This is a genomic window from Streptococcus suis, from assembly GCF_029616525.1.
Taxonomy (GTDB): domain Bacteria; phylum Bacillota; class Bacilli; order Lactobacillales; family Streptococcaceae; genus Streptococcus; species Streptococcus suis_AF.
Map to the genome: position 1 here is coordinate 78711 of NZ_JANFME010000004.1, position 16176 is coordinate 94886.

Annotated in this window: 16 protein-coding genes; 7 read left to right on the plus strand and 9 right to left on the minus strand. The window is 39.4% G+C overall.

What is annotated here, in order from left to right:
• Positions 1–486: 486 nt before the first annotated feature.
• The 4 genes from NOL38_RS02795 to NOL38_RS02810 form a co-directional block, all read right to left on the minus strand.
• A complete protein-coding gene (locus NOL38_RS02795) occupies positions 487–1551 on the minus strand; it encodes an LLM class flavin-dependent oxidoreductase (protein ID WP_208581025.1) in 1065 nt (354 codons plus the stop codon).
• A gap of 123 nt (positions 1552–1674) precedes the next feature.
• Positions 1675–2925, minus strand: coding sequence for an ABC transporter permease (locus tag NOL38_RS02800; protein ID WP_277941303.1), 1251 nt, complete (start codon positions 2923–2925; stop codon positions 1675–1677).
• Positions 2926–3621, minus strand: coding sequence for an ABC transporter ATP-binding protein (locus tag NOL38_RS02805; protein WP_013730225.1), 696 nt, complete (start codon positions 3619–3621; stop codon positions 2926–2928).
• Positions 3602–4762 carry an efflux RND transporter periplasmic adaptor subunit gene (locus NOL38_RS02810; protein WP_277941304.1) on the minus strand — a complete coding sequence of 387 codons (1161 nt, stop codon included), beginning with the start codon at positions 4760–4762 and terminating at the stop codon, positions 3602–3604. The genes NOL38_RS02805 and NOL38_RS02810 overlap by 20 nt, the downstream gene beginning before the upstream one ends.
• 213 nt (positions 4763–4975) lie before the next feature.
• Here NOL38_RS02810 and gorA point away from each other — a divergent pair, with 213 nt between their 5' ends.
• Positions 4976–6325 (plus strand): glutathione-disulfide reductase, encoded by a 1350-nt coding sequence (gorA, locus tag NOL38_RS02815; RefSeq protein WP_277941305.1) that lies wholly within the window; start codon positions 4976–4978, stop codon positions 6323–6325.
• Between the two features lie 50 nt (positions 6326–6375).
• On the opposite strand, the gene NOL38_RS02820 is transcribed toward gorA, so the two are convergent.
• A complete protein-coding gene (locus tag NOL38_RS02820; RefSeq protein ID WP_172035147.1) occupies positions 6376–7113 on the minus strand; it encodes a cyclase family protein in 738 nt (245 codons plus the stop codon).
• 205 nt (positions 7114–7318) lie between these two features.
• Between NOL38_RS02820 and NOL38_RS02825 the strand changes: the two genes are divergently transcribed.
• Complete coding sequence (locus NOL38_RS02825) at positions 7319–7858, plus strand: biotin transporter BioY (RefSeq protein ID WP_277941306.1); 540 nt, start codon at positions 7319–7321, stop codon at positions 7856–7858.
• Between the two features lie 11 nt (positions 7859–7869).
• Here the strand turns inward: NOL38_RS02825 and NOL38_RS02830 are convergent, their stop codons facing one another.
• Positions 7870–8085 carry a YdbC family protein gene (locus tag NOL38_RS02830; protein WP_004194749.1) on the minus strand — a complete coding sequence of 72 codons (216 nt, stop codon included), beginning with the start codon at positions 8083–8085 and terminating at the stop codon, positions 7870–7872.
• A 91-nt stretch (positions 8086–8176) separates the two neighbouring features.
• Here NOL38_RS02830 and NOL38_RS02835 point away from each other — a divergent pair, with 91 nt between their 5' ends.
• On the plus strand, positions 8177–8500 hold the full coding sequence (locus tag NOL38_RS02835; RefSeq protein ID WP_277941307.1) for a YolD-like family protein: 324 nt from the start codon (positions 8177–8179) through the stop codon (positions 8498–8500).
• A 264-nt stretch (positions 8501–8764) separates the two neighbouring features.
• Here NOL38_RS02835 and NOL38_RS02840 read toward each other — a convergent pair whose 3' ends face one another.
• Positions 8765–11035 carry an N-6 DNA methylase gene (locus NOL38_RS02840; RefSeq protein ID WP_277941308.1) on the minus strand — a complete coding sequence of 757 codons (2271 nt, stop codon included), beginning with the start codon at positions 11033–11035 and terminating at the stop codon, positions 8765–8767.
• A 303-nt stretch (positions 11036–11338) separates the two neighbouring features.
• Here NOL38_RS02840 and NOL38_RS02845 point away from each other — a divergent pair, with 303 nt between their 5' ends.
• The 4 genes from NOL38_RS02845 to NOL38_RS02860 are packed head-to-tail and all read left to right on the plus strand — an operon-like array spanning position 11339 to position 13532.
• Positions 11339–12256 (plus strand): IS1595 family transposase, encoded by a 918-nt coding sequence (locus NOL38_RS02845; RefSeq protein WP_277941309.1) that lies wholly within the window; start codon positions 11339–11341, stop codon positions 12254–12256.
• Entirely contained in the window at positions 12246–12704 is a 459-nt protein-coding gene (locus NOL38_RS02850) for a hypothetical protein (RefSeq protein WP_277941310.1), read from the plus strand. Before NOL38_RS02845 ends, NOL38_RS02850 begins: the two co-directional genes overlap by 11 nt.
• A complete protein-coding gene (locus NOL38_RS02855; RefSeq protein ID WP_024385310.1) occupies positions 12704–12991 on the plus strand; it encodes a hypothetical protein in 288 nt (95 codons plus the stop codon). The genes NOL38_RS02850 and NOL38_RS02855 overlap by 1 nt, the downstream gene beginning before the upstream one ends.
• The gene (locus NOL38_RS02860; RefSeq protein WP_277941311.1) at positions 12984–13532 is read left to right on the plus strand and encodes a DUF6036 family nucleotidyltransferase; all 549 of its coding nucleotides are present in this window, start codon (positions 12984–12986) and stop codon (positions 13530–13532) included. The genes NOL38_RS02855 and NOL38_RS02860 overlap by 8 nt, the downstream gene beginning before the upstream one ends.
• Before the next feature lie 145 nt (positions 13533–13677).
• Here the strand turns inward: NOL38_RS02860 and NOL38_RS02865 are convergent, their stop codons facing one another.
• On the minus strand, positions 13678–14964 hold the full coding sequence (locus NOL38_RS02865) for a peptidase U32 family protein (protein ID WP_277941312.1): 1287 nt from the start codon (positions 14962–14964) through the stop codon (positions 13678–13680).
• 175 nt (positions 14965–15139) lie between these two features.
• Positions 15140–16069, minus strand: coding sequence for a peptidase U32 family protein (locus NOL38_RS02870; protein WP_002942891.1), 930 nt, complete (start codon positions 16067–16069; stop codon positions 15140–15142).
• Between the last annotated feature and the right edge of the window lie 107 nt (positions 16070–16176).

Below are 16176 nucleotides of genomic sequence, written 5' to 3' on the forward strand. Positions count from 1 at the left end.
CACTCCCGACTATGAAATAAAAATTACAAACTGTTTAACACCGTTACTTAAAATACTCTTGGAATGTTCCAAGAGTATTTTTGCATACAAAAAATCCCAACCACTTGGTCAGGATTTTCAGGAGATTATGAAAAATATTTAGGATTGGGAGTGGGACAGAACTCAAATAATCATAGAAAGTTCCCCCTCACTTCCAAGCAGTAGTTCGGGGAACCTTTGGAGGTCGGAGATAGAGCGAATAGAGTTCGCTACAAAACAGTCAGAATGGTGACTGTTGGAGGTTGGAAATAAAGCGAACACCGTTCGCTTCAGCCGTAGGGGAAGATGTGGAGTGTAAAATACGAATTGCTGAGATTTGCTTCGCAAATCTTATCTCCAACCTTTAACAGTCCACTGGACTGTTAAACCCAATCAACCACTGCGCTGAGACGTTGACTCCACTTTAGAGAAGTGAGGCTATTATAACGTCCCCTCCTTTTTATCTCATCAGCCTTGGGACTGATTCTCTTCTTTTTTGGCAAAATAATCTCGGACAATTGGCGCGACTTCTTTTCCGTAGAGTTCGATAGCACGGAGGACATCTTCATGTGGCATTGAGCCGATTGGGAGATGGAGGAAGAAACGGTCCAAGTCAAGTGTTTCAATAGTCTTGATAATTTTTTCAGCGACTCGTTTTGGATCTCCGACGATGGTTGCTCCTTCGTCTGTCAGAGAGTAGAGATATTGCGCCTTGGTCATCTCGCTCCAATGTGGGCGGTCTTTGGCAATGTTATCCGTCAAAACCTTAGTTGGATAGAAATACTCTTCCACAGCCTTGTCATGGTCGTCTGCAATCCAGCCCCAAGAGTGTGCTGCAACCTTGGTTTTCTTTGGATCATGACCTGAGTTGCGGGCTACCTTACGGTAGGCATCTGCCAGTGGTTTAAAGCGATGGGCACCTGCACCAATGACAGCATAAACGATTGGCAGGCCTTTCTTAGCAATCTTGATGGTGGATTCTACATTGCCCCCAGTTGCAACCCAGATCGGAAAATCTTCCTGAACAGGACGTGGATAGACTGGCTTATTATCGACTGACTGGGTAAAATGCCCATCCCACTTGAGATTGGTTTCCTTGTCGATTTCCAGAAGCATATCCAACTTTTCATCGAAGAGTTCTTCATAGTCGTGGAGATCATAGCCAAACAAGGGAAATGACTCCGTAAAGGAACCACGACCCGCCATGATTTCCGCTCTGCCATTTGACAAAGCGTCAATGGTGGTGTACTGCTGATAGAGCCTTACAGGGTCCATGGAGGAAAGGATTGAAACTGCTGATGTTAGCTTGATATGCTTGGTATTGACGGCACCAGCTGCCAGCACAATCTCAGGTGCAGAAACCGCAAAATCTTCGCGGTGATGTTCACCAATCCCATAAACATCAAGACCCACCGCATCAGCTAGTTCGATTTCTTTGACTAGCTGACGAATTCGCTCGTCGTGGCTGTAAGTTTCCCCTGTTTTTTCTAGTGGAGTTGTTTCGCCAAATGTTGAAATACCTAATTCTACCATGATGTATTCTCCTTTGAAATCACTATTTCTTAATTGATGCGTTTATTTTATCTCTAATTAGTGATAAAGTCAATTGATTTGCTCAAAATAAAACGACTAGGAAAACCTAATCGTTTCAATAGATTATTCATAGCGCAAAGCTTCAATTGGATCAAGTTTAGATGCTTTGTTGGCAGGTAGTACGCCAAAGACAATACCGACCACTGCTGAGAAAGCTAAACTTCCTAAAACAACCGGTATTGATATTTCAGCTGTCATCTCTCCCATAACCTTTGTGGCGTTGAGAGTAAACACAATGACTTGAGCGATAGCTAAGCCGATTGCTCCACCTAAAGTGGTCAAGACCATGGCTTCTATCAAGAATTGCATCAAGATATTGCCTCGGGTTGCTCCGAGCGCTTTACGGAGACCGATTTCACGAGTCCGCTCAGTTACTGATACCAGCATGATATTCATGACACCGATACCACCAACCAGCAAGGAGATGCCTGCAACAGCACCGATAAACAGGGTAACACCAGACATTTGAGATTTAAACTCTTCCAACATGGCTGACATATCATAGATGTTATATCTGGCCTCTTTCAAGCCAGTGACTCTCGTTAAATAATCTGCAGCAGCTTGACCAAGTTCACCAGCTCGACTCACATCATCAACATGAACATACAGACCACTATTTTCTTTCATCCCCATTTCAGCAGCCAACTGCGTATTGGTCATGACAGCATTCCCTCCAGAATTCATTCCGTAGAGGGCTGTACCCGCTTTTGGATCTTTGTAAACACCGACAACAAGGTATGAATTGTCATTGACACTAACTGTCTGGTTTAGAGAAGACTCGATGGAGCCAAATAATTTTTCAGCCAATCCAACATCCAACATAATGATGCGAGAAAAACGACTATAATCATTGGCAGTAAATTGACGACCTGCTAAGATTTCAAATTCCTTGACAGTAAAGTATGACTGGCTAACCCCATTTATGTTAACATTCTCAGCCTTTTTGTTTCCAAATGAAACCTCTGCCATATTTGAATTACTAATATAGTAGTTACTAATCCCATCAATTTCTAAGAGTCCTTGTAGCATGGAGTCTGTCAAATCTGGTTCTTCTTCCATAGACACTTCTCCGCCACCAATACTACCGAAGATTCCAGTTGTTCCTGCACCTTCTGGAGCAATATAGTTGGTAAAGTATACCTGTACATTATTTTGATCACCAGCTAGAGACTTTTCTATGCTCTTGGACATCCCTGTACCCATGGCGACAATAATGACAACTGCAGCTACACCGATGATGATACCTAACATCGTAAGGAGCGACCTCATTTTATGAGCCATAATAGATTTGAGGGCGAATTTCCAATTTTCCATCTAAACTCCCTCCCTTCGACTATCTTCGGTAATCACTCCATCACGTAGGACGATTTTTCGTTTTGCGTAAGCAGCAATCTCAGGTTCATGGGTAACCATGATAATGGTCTTTCCTTCATTATTCAACTCTGTCAGAAGTTGCATAATCTGCTCACCTGTCTTAGTATCTAAGGCCCCTGTAGGCTCATCTGCTAAAATAATAGCCGGAGTATTGACTAGTGCACGCGCAATAGCCACCCGTTGTTTTTGACCACCAGACAATTCCGATGGTAAATGCGTCATTCGCTCTGCCAACTCGACTTTTTCAAGATATTGTTTCGCTAGTTCCTTACGTTTGCTTGATGGAACTCCAGCATAAATCAAGGGTAATTCTACATTCTGAAGGGCGTTAAGTTTCGATAAGAGGAAAAATTGTTGGAAGACGAAACCGATTTGGTCATTCCGAACCTGAGCTAATTTTTTCTCAGAAAGTTGACTGACTTCTTCACCTTCTAACCAATAGTTTCCTGAACTGGAACGATCTAAAAGCCCAATAATGTTCATCAGGGTTGATTTACCTGAACCAGAAGGTCCCATAATGGCAAGAAATTCTCCCTCTTCCACCTCTAAATCAATATCCTTTAGAACTCGGAGCTCTTGATCACCATTTTTGTAGGATTTATTGATATTCGTTAATCTAATAAGCTGGTTCTTCATTGGCTTCAACCTCTTTGCCATCTTCGAGATCCGGAGTTGGAATGGTAATAACCTTATCACCTACTGCTACGCCAGCAGTCACTTCCTGGTTCAAAGCATCTGCGTTTCCGAGAGTGACTTCCACTTTCTTAGCTTTCCCATCAACCACGGTCCACACATAGTTTTTATCTTCTTCTGGCACAACTGCGGACACCGGAATTAAAATGTTTTTACTTGTATTGACAACCTCAATATTTACAGAAAATCCTTGCTTCAACTCACCTAATTCACTAGTTAGAGCTGCCTTAAATGGATATTTAGCGCCTGAACCACCAGTTCCTGTTGTAGCTGCGGCACCAGCCTGATCACTAGATGGGTAGTTTGAAATATAGGTAATTTTCCCTGTCCAAGTCTTATCAGGATACACCTTGCTAGTCAGCTTGACCTCTTGATCCACTGCAATATTAGCCAAATCGTATTCTGTCAAACTACCTGTTACTTGCAAACTACCTTGGTTTACAATATGTACGACTGTCTGGCTAGATGTAGAGTTCTTAGAGACAGCCTTATTCACTTCAACAACTGTACCAGCAACGGTACTAGTTACTGTCGCTTCAGTTAAGGCTGTATAGGCTTTATCGACCGCAGCTTGAGCATCTGCGTACGAATCATTCAAGTCTGCCAACTGCATATCTACTGAACGTTGTGCAGTAGCAGTTGCTGCAGCATCTGTTTCTGCATCACCAGTTGTTTGAACAGTCTGACCGTTGGTTCTTAAGTCTTCAATTTGGCGACCAATCTTATCACGACCACGAACAGCAGTATCCAAAGCAGACTGTAATTCTGTAGCATCATAGCGAATTAAAGGAGTACCTACTTCAACCTGAGTACCTGGAGCAACCAGAACCTCACTCAAATCCCCCTTAGAAGGATCATAGTAAACATACTGCTCATCTGCTGCTGTAATCGTTCCTGTAAGTAGCGTTGAGGAAGCAATCGAGCCCTCTTTAGCAACAGTATAGGTCATACTCATGGCTACTTCTTCTGAAGATGGTGACGACGTTAGCATATTGCTAAAAATCAAGGCCCCACCTACTAGGGCAACTGCGACTACTCCAAGGCCGCCAAACAAAGCAATTTTCGCTTTCTTTGTCTTTAACATAACAAACTCCTTTTCTTTATAAAACATACTTATTTTGTGTTGTCTATATAATACACAAATACAAGAACAAATGCAAGTTTTTTCCTAACTATTTTATAAAAAGTTCGGCAATTTTCCCACTTACATTTTTGTAAGGTAACGTAGCGGATTTTTGATTGACACACCAAAAAACGTTACAATGAATATAGTTAATGATTTTATTGGAGGAAATTTATGAAAGTGTTTGATATTATCGCTATCGGAGGTGGGAGCGGAGGCATCGCTACCATGAACCGAGCTGCTATATACGGTGCTAAGACAGCAGTTATTGAGGGAAGCTATCTAGGAGGGACCTGTGTTAACCTTGGTTGTGTACCCAAAAAAATTATGTGGTACGGTTCCCAGGTAGCAGAAGCCATCCAGCATTATGGCCCTGAATATGGATTTACTAGCCAAGAAGTGACCTTTGATTTTGCTACCTTGCGTAAAAATCGCGAAGCCTATATTGAGCGTTCACGCGCATCCTACGGTAATACTTTTAACAATAACGGAGTAGAAGTTATCCAGGGTTTCGCACGTTTTGTGGATAATCAAACGGTTGAAGTCAATGGTGAACTGATTCGTGCAAAACACATTGTCATCGCAACAGGCGCCAAACCGATAGTCCCTGCTATTCCTGGTAGTGAGCTAGGGATTGTATCTGACGATGTCTTTGCATGGGAAGAATTACCTTCTTCTGTGGCTGTGATTGGTGCTGGTTATATCGCTGTGGAAATGGCCGGTCTCCTACATGGACTCGGTGTCCAAACTGACCTATTTGTTCGTGGAAATCGCCCTCTTCGTAGCTTTGATACCTACATTGTTGATGCCTTGATGGAAGAAATGCAACGAACCAACCTTCCACTCCATACCGGGAAAACTCCTGTCAGTCTTGAAAAAACTGATGATGGACAAATCCAGATTAACTTTGCTGACGGTAGTAACCATATTGCTCAGAAGGTCCTTTGGGCAATTGGACGTAAACCAAATATTGACAAACTCAACTTAGAAGCAACTAGTGTTCAACTTACTTCTTCAGGACATATTTCTGTCAATGAATACCAAGAAACAGCTGTACCAAGCATCTATGCCCTCGGTGATGTGACTGGTGAAAAAGAATTAACACCCGTTGCAATCAAGGCAGGTCGCCTTTTGGCAGAACGTTTATTTAACAATAAACCAACCGCAAAAATGGATTACACAACCATCCCAACTGTCGTCTTTTCTCACCCCGCTATCGGAACCGTTGGTCTAACTGAGGACGAAGCGATTGCCCAATACGGTCAGGACAATGTAAAAGTCTATACTTCAGCCTTTACTTCTATGTACACTGCCCTAGAAAACAATCGCCAAATGGCTAAGTTTAAATTAGTAACTGTGGGAGAAAATGAAAAAGTCGTGGGACTGCACGGCATTGGCTATGGGGTCGATGAAATGATTCAAGGATTCTCAGTTGCTATCAAAATGGGAGCTACAAAAGAAGAATTTGATGCCGTTGTCGCCATCCATCCGACAGGTTCTGAAGAATTTGTTACTATGCGTTAACTCAATTGAAAAAGCCCAGACATGAAGGTCAGCACTGTCTGGGCTTTTTCTTATGGTAATATAGCAATTGCTCGCACTGGTGAACCCGAAGCCTTCTCCCAATGAGGAAAAGCGATTGAAATCAATGCACCTGTTGGTGGTACCTGATCCAAGTTTGCCAATACTTCCAACTGATAAATATCTTTTGATAAGAGATAGTATTCTTCTGGTAAACTTCCTCCGTGTTTAGCTGCAGATACTCCTGAATCGGTATCCAATGTTTCATGACCAACTGCTTTCACCTGACGTTCTTCAATTAAATATTCTAGAGCTTCATGACTCCATCCTGGTGTACGTTGAACTCCATCTTCGTCTAGATTACGAATGGCATCTTGACTGGGCCAGCGCTTTGACCAATCCGAACGAAAGGCAACAAAAGATTCTAGCGCTATCGGACCATATTCAGCCTCAAAGTCTAAAATATCCTGCTTAGTTATCTCATAGTCATTATTTTCTATAACAGCAGCTGATTTATCAATAACGTAGAGTGGCAGGAGTAAATCTTTCAAATCAATCTCATCAAGATAACGAGCTCCTTCTACAAAATGAATAGGAGGATCAATATGGGTTCCGTACTGCCCCACAACCGTAAATTGTTCGACAAAGAAGCCATCCTTATGAGTAAATAGGGCTTTCTTTTCGAGAGCTGGTAGCGCAGGGAAATGCGGGCTCTTTTCATTGATTTGGTGAGTCAAGTCTACCCAAGTTTTAGATTTAAGAGTACGGTAAATATCAAGTAATTCTGTCATAGAAATTCTCACTTTCTTTTTTTATTATTCTAGCATAGGTATAGGTTGTTTTACATATAATTTTTTGTTTTTTTACTATATAAGTTTCTTATTAGCTGTTATAAAAATCACCTATAGAGTTGTTACAGCCGATGAAAGAGCATTGACTTTCTTATCCAATCTCACTATAATTTTTGTTAACCATAAAATTTCAAGAGGATAACAAATGAAAACAACTTCTATCAAATCACTTGTTTATATCGCTATTGGAACAGCCTTAATTTCCACCCTTTCACAAATCAGTCTGTCTATCGGACCTGTACCATTTACATTACAAACCCTAGCTATCGGCTTAGTAGCTTGTCTATACAAACCCAAGGAGGCAATTACAAGTGTCAGCTTATATCTAGTTCTTGGTGCTATCGGTTTACCTGTTTTTGCTGGTTTTTCTGGTGGCTTTGCTGCACTCACAGGACCGACCTCGGGCTTTCTATGGGGGTTTCTACTCTACACTATCATCACTTCTGCCCTCACTAAATCAGACTCCTTACCAGTCACAATTTTTCTAGCCTGCCTACTTGGAACAAGTATCTGTTTCCTTCTCGGCTGTTTTGTATTTAAGCTAGTTTTAGGTGCCAGTTGGACTGACTCTATCGGATGGACTATTCTGCCTTTCATTCTTCCTGATTTAGCTAAAATTACACTAGTCATGATTTGTCATCGTTTATTGCAACCTGTTATCAAAAAAGAAGCCTATTTTGCTTAGGCTTCCTTCATTTATTTATTAGCAAACGCATCGAGTAGAACTTGAAATTCCTCATTACTAAGAGTGATCCCTTTCCCCATCTTGGTATGGTCAGGACTCCAGGTACGGATGTCATACTTGGCTGGTGCTCCATTAAAAGATACTCGATTAAGCTCCTTGGTCCATCCTTTATCATTTTCAGATAAGACCAATAATTTTTCTTCAATTTCAAATGTAAATTCTGCCATTTGTTACCTCCTCACTTATCTATTCGAAAAAGCTTGTCATTTTTATAAAAATTAGATAATATAATTATATCAAGTTTGAAAGGATTATGCCATGAAGAGGTTTTTAGAAGTTATTTTCGAGCAGTTCACCGTCTTTTTAGAACATGGCAAAGCTCCTAAGTCTATTGAGCCAGATAGCAAGGAAGAAATCAAGAATAACTTGGAGCTGGCTTTATATAAAAAAGCTGCAGTCCATGTCATCTATGGTGATCGTAGTTTCACAGGTGACATTGTGAAATATGATACCGATCGCCAACGGATTATCATGAAAAATTTCAAACGTCAGGTTACCAGCATTATAAAAATCGAGGACATCAAAAAAGTCACCTTGGTTCCAGATAGCATCAAGAATTCTCAACAACAAACAAAAGGCTGAAATTTCGGCCTTGCAGATTGAAGAAAAAGTCCATTTTGGACAATTTTCTTCAATCTTTTTTCTTTATGTTGAAAATTAAAAACTCTCAGAAACGCCGAAATATCAATGTTTCTAAGAGTTTAATGACTTGCTATCTTTCGTAAACTTCTCAATTTTTTATATTGGGAACTATATACCAGTTTACACCAACCACAATATGTAGTGTTTCGATAATATCAAAAAAGACGACTTTCTTTCGGAAATCGTCTTTTTCATTGAAGTTACTTAAATTAGGGAAGACATTTCATCTTTGAGTTTTTCTTCTTCTAATTTCAGTCTTTGTTGTAGTTTTTCATAAGGCACTATATATTTTTCCACAAATCTATCCTGCTCCTCGATGGGGAAATATTCTATATAGTAATCAGGTAGCAAGTCATCTCTTGGAATAGTTAATTTAGATGTACCGTCTGCTAAATCAGATACAAGTTGTTTACGAATGGCTTCAAGATACCAGTTATAAAACTTCAAATTTACAGGGTATTTCTCATTTTTTTGTGTCAGAACAACACATAAATTACTTGGTGTAAACTTTCCGTTAACATATTGAGATTTTCCTAAAGAACCTGCTGCATAAAGTGCATATACAAGGGCTTCTTTATCATAATCATAAGATGAATGTTTTTTCCACTCATCTGAAGCGGTAATAAAATCATATTTTCCGCTAGAGTCATTTTTGGTTGAAGCAAGACTACCTTTTGGAGAAATTTCAAAAATATCGCTAAATTTCACTAATGTTTTTGATGTGTTTTCTTCCAGTTCTATGTAGCCTGAACAATTTAAGACAGAGTTTTTATATATTTTTCGTTTCTCTGATATGCCTTTGATTTCTCTGCTATTTTGAATAGCATCTATGATTTGATTTTCAATGTCATTCCACCGATTGGCAACATCAACTCTTCCTTTATGCTGAATAGATTCAAAGCCATCTTCTTCTAAGTTGTAGAATAATACTTCGTCATTTTCATTGTGCTTTGTCTTTGTAAATCCAAAAATTGATGTGTTCACCGACCGACCTTGTTCAGTAAACAGGTTAAATGGCATTTTGATTACAAAATCCAATTTAGCCATTCGTAAAATTTCCTCTGTTTTTCCATCTACCTCCTGATATTTTCTAAGTGTTGGTGTAGGCATAATGATAATGAGTTTACCATTAGGTTCAAGATATTCAATAGCCTGTTTAGTGAAATCTATAGGGCTAGTTTTTTCATAGGGAGGATTGATTATACACTTTGTTGGTTTCTTTTCTCTGATTTTTTCGAGAAGAATTGCATCTCTATTATTCACTATTGCTTGCGAGGTGTCTGACAGCAAACTACTCCGGAACATCAAATTAGAGCGACCATCACCATGCAAGAACATATTTGAACACGCTAATGCGAATAATACAGAATCGTTTTCAAAACCTATCAACTGATTTTGTCTAATATAATCTTGTTTCTCAAGGTCATCTTGAGCTAAGCTACTTAAAATCTCAAGTGCTTCCATTAAGAAACCTCCTGACCCCATACAAGTATCTATGACAACATCATCGACATTGAGACGAGCTAATTTTACCATCAAGGATTTTATATGGTCTGGAGTTAAAATAATATTCTTATTTTCAGCTTGACCTGAACGTGATAAGAATATTTTATAGGCTTTTCCTAAAATATCTAATTTTTCATTGTTAATAAATGGAACGAAAATTTTATTTTCTATAAGAGAGATAAGATTTATGTAGTCTTCTAAATGATAGTCTATATTTGAAATAAACGAAAATCTATCTCTCCAATTAAACTCTTTTGAAAGATTATTGACTTTTCGTTTTAGTTCTGTTTCTATAGCATCTAATAGAGACTTGTTTAAATTATGAGCTTCTAATATGGTTGCATCTGTAGTAGCGGTATCTTCAACATCAGGTGCAGTAGTATGCTTATATTGGTTTCTGAAATTATTGTTCCGCAAAGCTATCAATATACCTGAGAAAAATAAACTTCTATCTGTATCTCGAACTTTTCCTCCAGCATGGAATGTTTCATTTAACTGTTTGAGTATACTAGTTAATTCCGATTCACTTACAATTTCTCCTTTAAATTTTTGTATGAATAGTTTTTCTAAGCTTTTAAGGCTAAGTAGTTTATCTTTTATATGAAATGGAATAATATCAGATTGGGGAGTTTCCTTGTAATAATAGGTAACTTTAATCTGACTCAGTTCTTGACCTGATATTGCTATGCCGATTATCCCATTATGCAATAGATTATTTTCCATATACCACTTTACTTCAGCTTCGGCGGAGGAATGTTTTAAGGCTTTTGCTTCAACAATAATTGCAAAGGATTGTTTATCTAAGAAAAAATCAGGAAAACCCTTATAGTCTGTACCTTGTTTTGATTTAAATCCGTATACATCAGGAATAGCACTTTTCTCTAAAAAAGTATTTGGTTCATAAAATTCTCTAAAGATATTTTCTGTCTTCGTTTCAGAGACTTTATTTTCAATTAGTGAGATGACCATTATGCCACCTCACTAATTGAAAGGATATAAAAAACTTTCTCACAAAAATATGAAAAAGCCTGTTTTAGAGCTTGACAAAAAACACGTCCTATTACATAATCAGCGTGAGCTGTGAGCTGTGAGCTGTGAGCTGTGAGCTGTGAGCTGTGAGCTGTGATTGCATTCATACCAATCATTTCCTTTACTTTTTGATAGTTCTATTATATCAAATTTTTTGTATTTTGCATAGTAGAAGTTTACATTTTTATTGACAAATATTCTTATTTTCGATATAATATAATTGCGAAGCAAGGAGTATCCGTTATGAAGTTTGAATTTAAGTCATTATTTGATTTACAATCTGCTTTTCCTGACGAACAGTCATGTATAGACCATTTAGAAAATATGATTTGGGGCGATGTGATTGTCAGCCCTTTTGATGCTACTTCAAAAGTCTATACATGCAAGGGAAATAAATACCGTTGCAAGAATACAGGAAAATACTTCAATGTCAAAACTGGCACTCTTTTTGATAATACTAAGATTGAACTGCGTAAATGGTTCATGGCAATTTGGCTTGTAACTTCCCATAAAAAAGGCATTTCGTCTGTGCAACTATCAAAAGACATAGGTGTTACGCAAAAGACAGCTTGGTTTATGCTGGAACGTATTCGCAAATGCTTTGGTACTGAAAACGGCAATAGTCTTGATGATGTTGTAGAAATTGATGAAACCTATATTGGCGGTAAAAACAAGAACCGCCATAATTTCAAAAAAGTCAAAAACGCACAAGGGCGTTCTTTGAAGGATAAATCTGCTGTAGTAGGTATGGTACAACGCAAAGGAAAAGTCAATGCTCATCATGTGCCAGATACAAAGACAAAAACATTGACCGAGCAAATCGTCAAATATGTCAAAGAGACTGCTCAACTTTACACAGACGAATGGCTGGGTTATAATAAAGTGGCTAAGATGTATCGACATAACTTTGTAAATCACGGTGCTCGTGAATATGTACAAGGTGATGTTTATACTAACACGATTGAAGACTTTTGGGCTGGATTGAAACGTGGCGTTTTAGGAATTTATCATTCATGGTCTAAGAAATATCTTCAAGACTATGTAGATGAATTTGTTTTCCGTTATAATACTCGTGATTATTCGGATAGTCAGCGTTTTAATCTCTTACTTTCAAATGCCTGTGTCCGTACTAAATATAGGGAGCTGATTTATGGCTACTAATACACTAAATGATTTACATTTTGAATTGGAAAGGTCTATTTCTCGAAGAGTTGATAGTAAACTAATTGGGTATCAGGTTAGTCTTTCTGATAAATTTTATGACAAGTATACGAAATTCTGGAATAAGAAGTACAGTTTTGATTTTGTTACTAACCATCGTTCTTTTTACGCTCAACTAACAAAGACTTGTGTCTACGATGCGTTGAAAGAAAGCCTCAAAAAAGTAGATAGAAAAGCAATCGCTAAACACATGGCAGAGCTGGAAGCCTTGATTGATGTCGCAGAGAATAAAGAGGAGTTTCAAAACTTTTTTGAGAAAAAGTATCGTCTCAAATTCCCTGATTTGAATGACTGCGTTTATCCAAAGAAAAAAGAACTATCTGATTTTGATAAGAAACTTTGGATAGCCATGCACTATAACCCTAGAGAAAATAAGGGGGAACAGTAATGACAACTTGGTATGATTACATGGTAAGAGCCAGCGAACACGCTGGAAGTGATGGTGATTTATGGTTTCGCTATCTCTATAAGGTTATTCAAGATGATGGTACAAAGTTAACCACCGATGATGTTAAACAGTTGTTAAAAAATCCTACCCTGACACCTTTTCAAAAGACAACCCTTCAAGATGCCTTAACAGACGGTACACATACAAGGGAACACGTCTTACAAGCCAATCGTAAGAGCCAACCAAAAGATATTCTGAAGCTGTTTAGAGAGGGGAATTATGGATAAGAAAGTTTTATTTGAAGCTCTCAACACAGAATTATCCAAGGAAAATATAGACCTTGAAATCATTTGTGTTGGTGGTTTTGTCCTAGAGTATTATAATCTTCGAGGAACACAGGATGTCGATGCCTTTTATCAAGAAGACGCTAAAATCAGAAGCATTATTGAGAAAGTTGGTAATGATTTCGGAGTGAACGAGCCTGAAGAACTGTGGTTAAACAATAACGTTGCCAATATGAATAGAATACCGCCACGCTCTATCTGTGAGAAGGCATATAGCTATTCAAACCTGACTGTCCTTGTTCCTCCACTTTCTTACATTCTCGGAATGAAACTAGAAAGCGGACGAGATAGAGACAGGCAGGATGCTGGGGACATTATTAAGCTGGTTAAAATCCATTCCATAAAAGATGTTATTCACAAGCTCAAAGAATACGGTTTTCAACCAGACATTTCACTGATATTGGAAGTCTTTGAAATTGCCTATGGTATGGAGTGGTTGGCAGAGTATATGAGTGAACATTCTGAAGAGTTTAGACATTATTAAAAGACGATTTCCGTTTAGAAGTCGCCTTTTTTTGATATTCACGCAAATACTATATATTGTGGTTAGTGTAAACTGGTATATAGTTCCCTTTATATTTTTAAGAGTTTATCTACGTTCTGAGGCTGAAATTTCGGCCTTTTTATGTTTATGCACGAATAGTTAGAGATTGCCCATCTTCTTGGTAGAGGTTGATGAGGCCTGATTTGCAGGCACGAATCATGTCACCAGGATAGATTTCACGGTCCAGCTTAATAGTTAAGAGTTCCATCGGCTTGTTGGCACGGTCAATCTTTTCTCCATTTGAATCATGCAAGTCCTGAATAGTCGTTTCAAAATGACGGAAACCTGGTCCGTAAAACTCTACTTGGTCACCTTCGTTGATGACATTGCGTTGGCGGATAGTGGCAGTCATGGTTTCCTTGTCAAAAGCCACTACTTCGGCGATGAATTTGTATTCTGGAATCTTACGGCGGGCTCCAAAGAGCTGCTCATTTTCACTCGGCGGGCTATAGTAGAAACCTGTCGCCAATTCACGTTGGGCAACCTTCCACATCTCATCAATCAGGTCTTGCTTGATCGCTTCAAACTTTTCTGGGCTTTCAAGATAAGCATCTACCGCAGCCTTGTAGCAGTTGGTCACTGTTGATACGTAGTGGACAGATTTCATACGGCCTTCGATTTTCAGGCTATCGACCCCGTTTTCAATCATATCTGGAATATGGTCGATCATACACATGTCCACTGCAGACATGGAGAACTCCTCTGGGATTTCCCCCTTAATCGAACGGCATTCTTCACCAAATGGGAGGTCGTAGAGGTTGTACTTCCAACGGCAAGACTGGGAGCAGCCGCCACGGTTGGCATCGCGTTTGCTCATGTGGTTGGAGAGAACGCAACGACCTGAGTAGGAGATACACATGGCTCCGTGAACAAAGGCTTCGATTTCAACGTCTGTCCGTTTGCGGATTTCAGCCACCTCTTCCATAGTCACTTCGCGGGCCAGGACGACACGAGTCAAGCCCAATTCCTTCCAGAACTCGAAGGTCTCATAGTTGGTTGATGAAGCCTGGGTAGACAGGTGGATTTCAAGGCCTGGTGCTTCGGTTGCACAGATAACGATGAGGGCTGGGTCAGATACGATAACGGCATCCAAGCCCATGTCACGCAATTCACGGAACCAGGCTCCTGCTCCTTCTTCATTGCCTTCGTGGGTTACCATGTTGGCAGCGACATAGACCTTGGCACCACGGGCGTGGGCATATTCAATCCCTTCCCGCATCTCGTCCATGGTAAAGTTACCAGCTCGGCTACGCAGACCGTAGGCCTGGCCGCCAACAAAGACCGCATCAGCACCATAATCAATGGCAACCTTCAATTTCTCCAAAGTCCCAGCAGGTGACAAGACCTCGGGACGCTTTAATGTTTTTGACATAATATACTTCTTTCTATTTGCAGGATAGAATACTGTAAACGATGTTGTTTCACTCGGAAACCTAGTGCAGAGTTTAGAAAATCGCCCAAAGGCATTTTCGTGCTCTGACCTTACATAGTAAGTGACAGAGCTAACTCTGCCAGGTTAAAGTAAATAAATTGTGCTAAAAATGTTGTTATTTAACCTTATTGCGGTCAAATTCGTAGAAGCCTGTATCCAAGCCACGTTCAGCTGGATGGAGCTTTCGTACCTGTTCATCCAAAAGGAAAGCCTGATCATAAGTGAAGTCGCCTTTTTCAATCAAATCTCTTGCTTGAACAAAAAGCTTAACAATTTCAACAAAGTTCTGACCAGGGCAATAGATACCATCAAGTTTCCAATTATGATAACCATGTTCATCTAATTCTGACAGCTTGGTCATCATATCAATATCATTGTTGATAAAGATATGGGTACCGTGCTTGTCCTCAAAGATAGAATAGTGGCTATCTGGGTCGCTCGGCTCAGCTAAGAAAAGTCCGCGTCCACGTGACAAATCTGTCTCATCAGCCTTTGTAAAATTGTAGTAATTCTGTAACAAGGTTCGTTTAGAATGGTGAATAACAGAGGCGCCGTAGACCAAGATTTCCGCTGGCATTTCCAAGTTCTTAGCAATATCAAAGAGTTCTTCTGATGGAATCTCTCTTGCCAAAACAGCCTCTACTGCTCCATGATCTTTCCAAAAGTTAATCTGACGGCTGGAAGTCACAAAGACAGATGTATCATAGATTAGCTTGAAATTGTAGCCATCACGTTTATTGATGTAGAAAATTCCAGTATCTCCGACAACCAGATAATCAACCTTGATTTCCCTCATTAGCTCCATAAACGGTTTGATATTGTCCATCATATCTTGATGCATGAGGGCATTGGCAGCGACCGTCAATTCCTTCCCAGCGCTATGAACTAGCTCTGCTATTTCCCTGAGTTCATCATAGGTAAAATTTGTTGGGATGCGAAGGGCATGGTCCTCTTCCCCAACATAAATACGGTCAACTCCCGCTGCAAGCAGTTCTTTGACCTGCTCAATACTTTCAGCTGTTGCTGTAATGATAATTTTTTCCATAAAGATAATTATATCAAAAAGAGAAATATCTGATAAGTGACTACCTGTATTTTAATGTTCAGACTTTTCTAATCTTTCTCTTGTAACATTATTGTAATATAAATGAC

Bases quoted from the DNA above. Each gene is read 5' to 3' on its own strand.
- NOL38_RS02840 (WP_277941308.1), bottom strand. From the start codon at position 11,035: ATGGTCATCTCACTAATTGAAAATAAAGTCTCTGAAACGAAGACAGAA.
- NOL38_RS02810 (WP_277941304.1), bottom strand. From the start codon at position 4,762: ATGTTAAAGACAAAGAAAGCGAAAATTGCTTTGTTTGGCGGCCTTGGA.
- NOL38_RS02820 (WP_172035147.1), bottom strand. From the start codon at position 7,113: ATGACAGAATTACTTGATATTTACCGTACTCTTAAATCTAAAACTTGG.
- NOL38_RS02850 (WP_277941310.1), top strand. From the start codon at position 12,246: ATGGCTACTAATACACTAAATGATTTACATTTTGAATTGGAAAGGTCT.
- NOL38_RS02830 (WP_004194749.1), bottom strand. From the start codon at position 8,085: ATGGCAGAATTTACATTTGAAATTGAAGAAAAATTATTGGTCTTATCT.
- NOL38_RS02860 (WP_277941311.1), top strand. From the start codon at position 12,984: ATGGATAAGAAAGTTTTATTTGAAGCTCTCAACACAGAATTATCCAAG.
- NOL38_RS02870 (WP_002942891.1), bottom strand. From the start codon at position 16,069: ATGGAAAAAATTATCATTACAGCAACAGCTGAAAGTATTGAGCAGGTC.
- NOL38_RS02835 (WP_277941307.1), top strand. From the start codon at position 8,177: ATGAAGAGGTTTTTAGAAGTTATTTTCGAGCAGTTCACCGTCTTTTTA.
- gorA (WP_277941305.1), top strand. From the start codon at position 4,976: ATGAAAGTGTTTGATATTATCGCTATCGGAGGTGGGAGCGGAGGCATC.
- NOL38_RS02825 (WP_277941306.1), top strand. From the start codon at position 7,319: ATGAAAACAACTTCTATCAAATCACTTGTTTATATCGCTATTGGAACA.
- NOL38_RS02795 (WP_208581025.1), bottom strand. From the start codon at position 1,551: ATGGTAGAATTAGGTATTTCAACATTTGGCGAAACAACTCCACTAGAA.
- NOL38_RS02845 (WP_277941309.1), top strand. From the start codon at position 11,339: ATGAAGTTTGAATTTAAGTCATTATTTGATTTACAATCTGCTTTTCCT.
- NOL38_RS02805 (WP_013730225.1), bottom strand. From the start codon at position 3,621: ATGAAGAACCAGCTTATTAGATTAACGAATATCAATAAATCCTACAAA.
- NOL38_RS02855 (WP_024385310.1), top strand. From the start codon at position 12,704: ATGACAACTTGGTATGATTACATGGTAAGAGCCAGCGAACACGCTGGA.
- NOL38_RS02865 (WP_277941312.1), bottom strand. From the start codon at position 14,964: ATGTCAAAAACATTAAAGCGTCCCGAGGTCTTGTCACCTGCTGGGACT.
- NOL38_RS02800 (WP_277941303.1), bottom strand. From the start codon at position 2,925: ATGGAAAATTGGAAATTCGCCCTCAAATCTATTATGGCTCATAAAATG.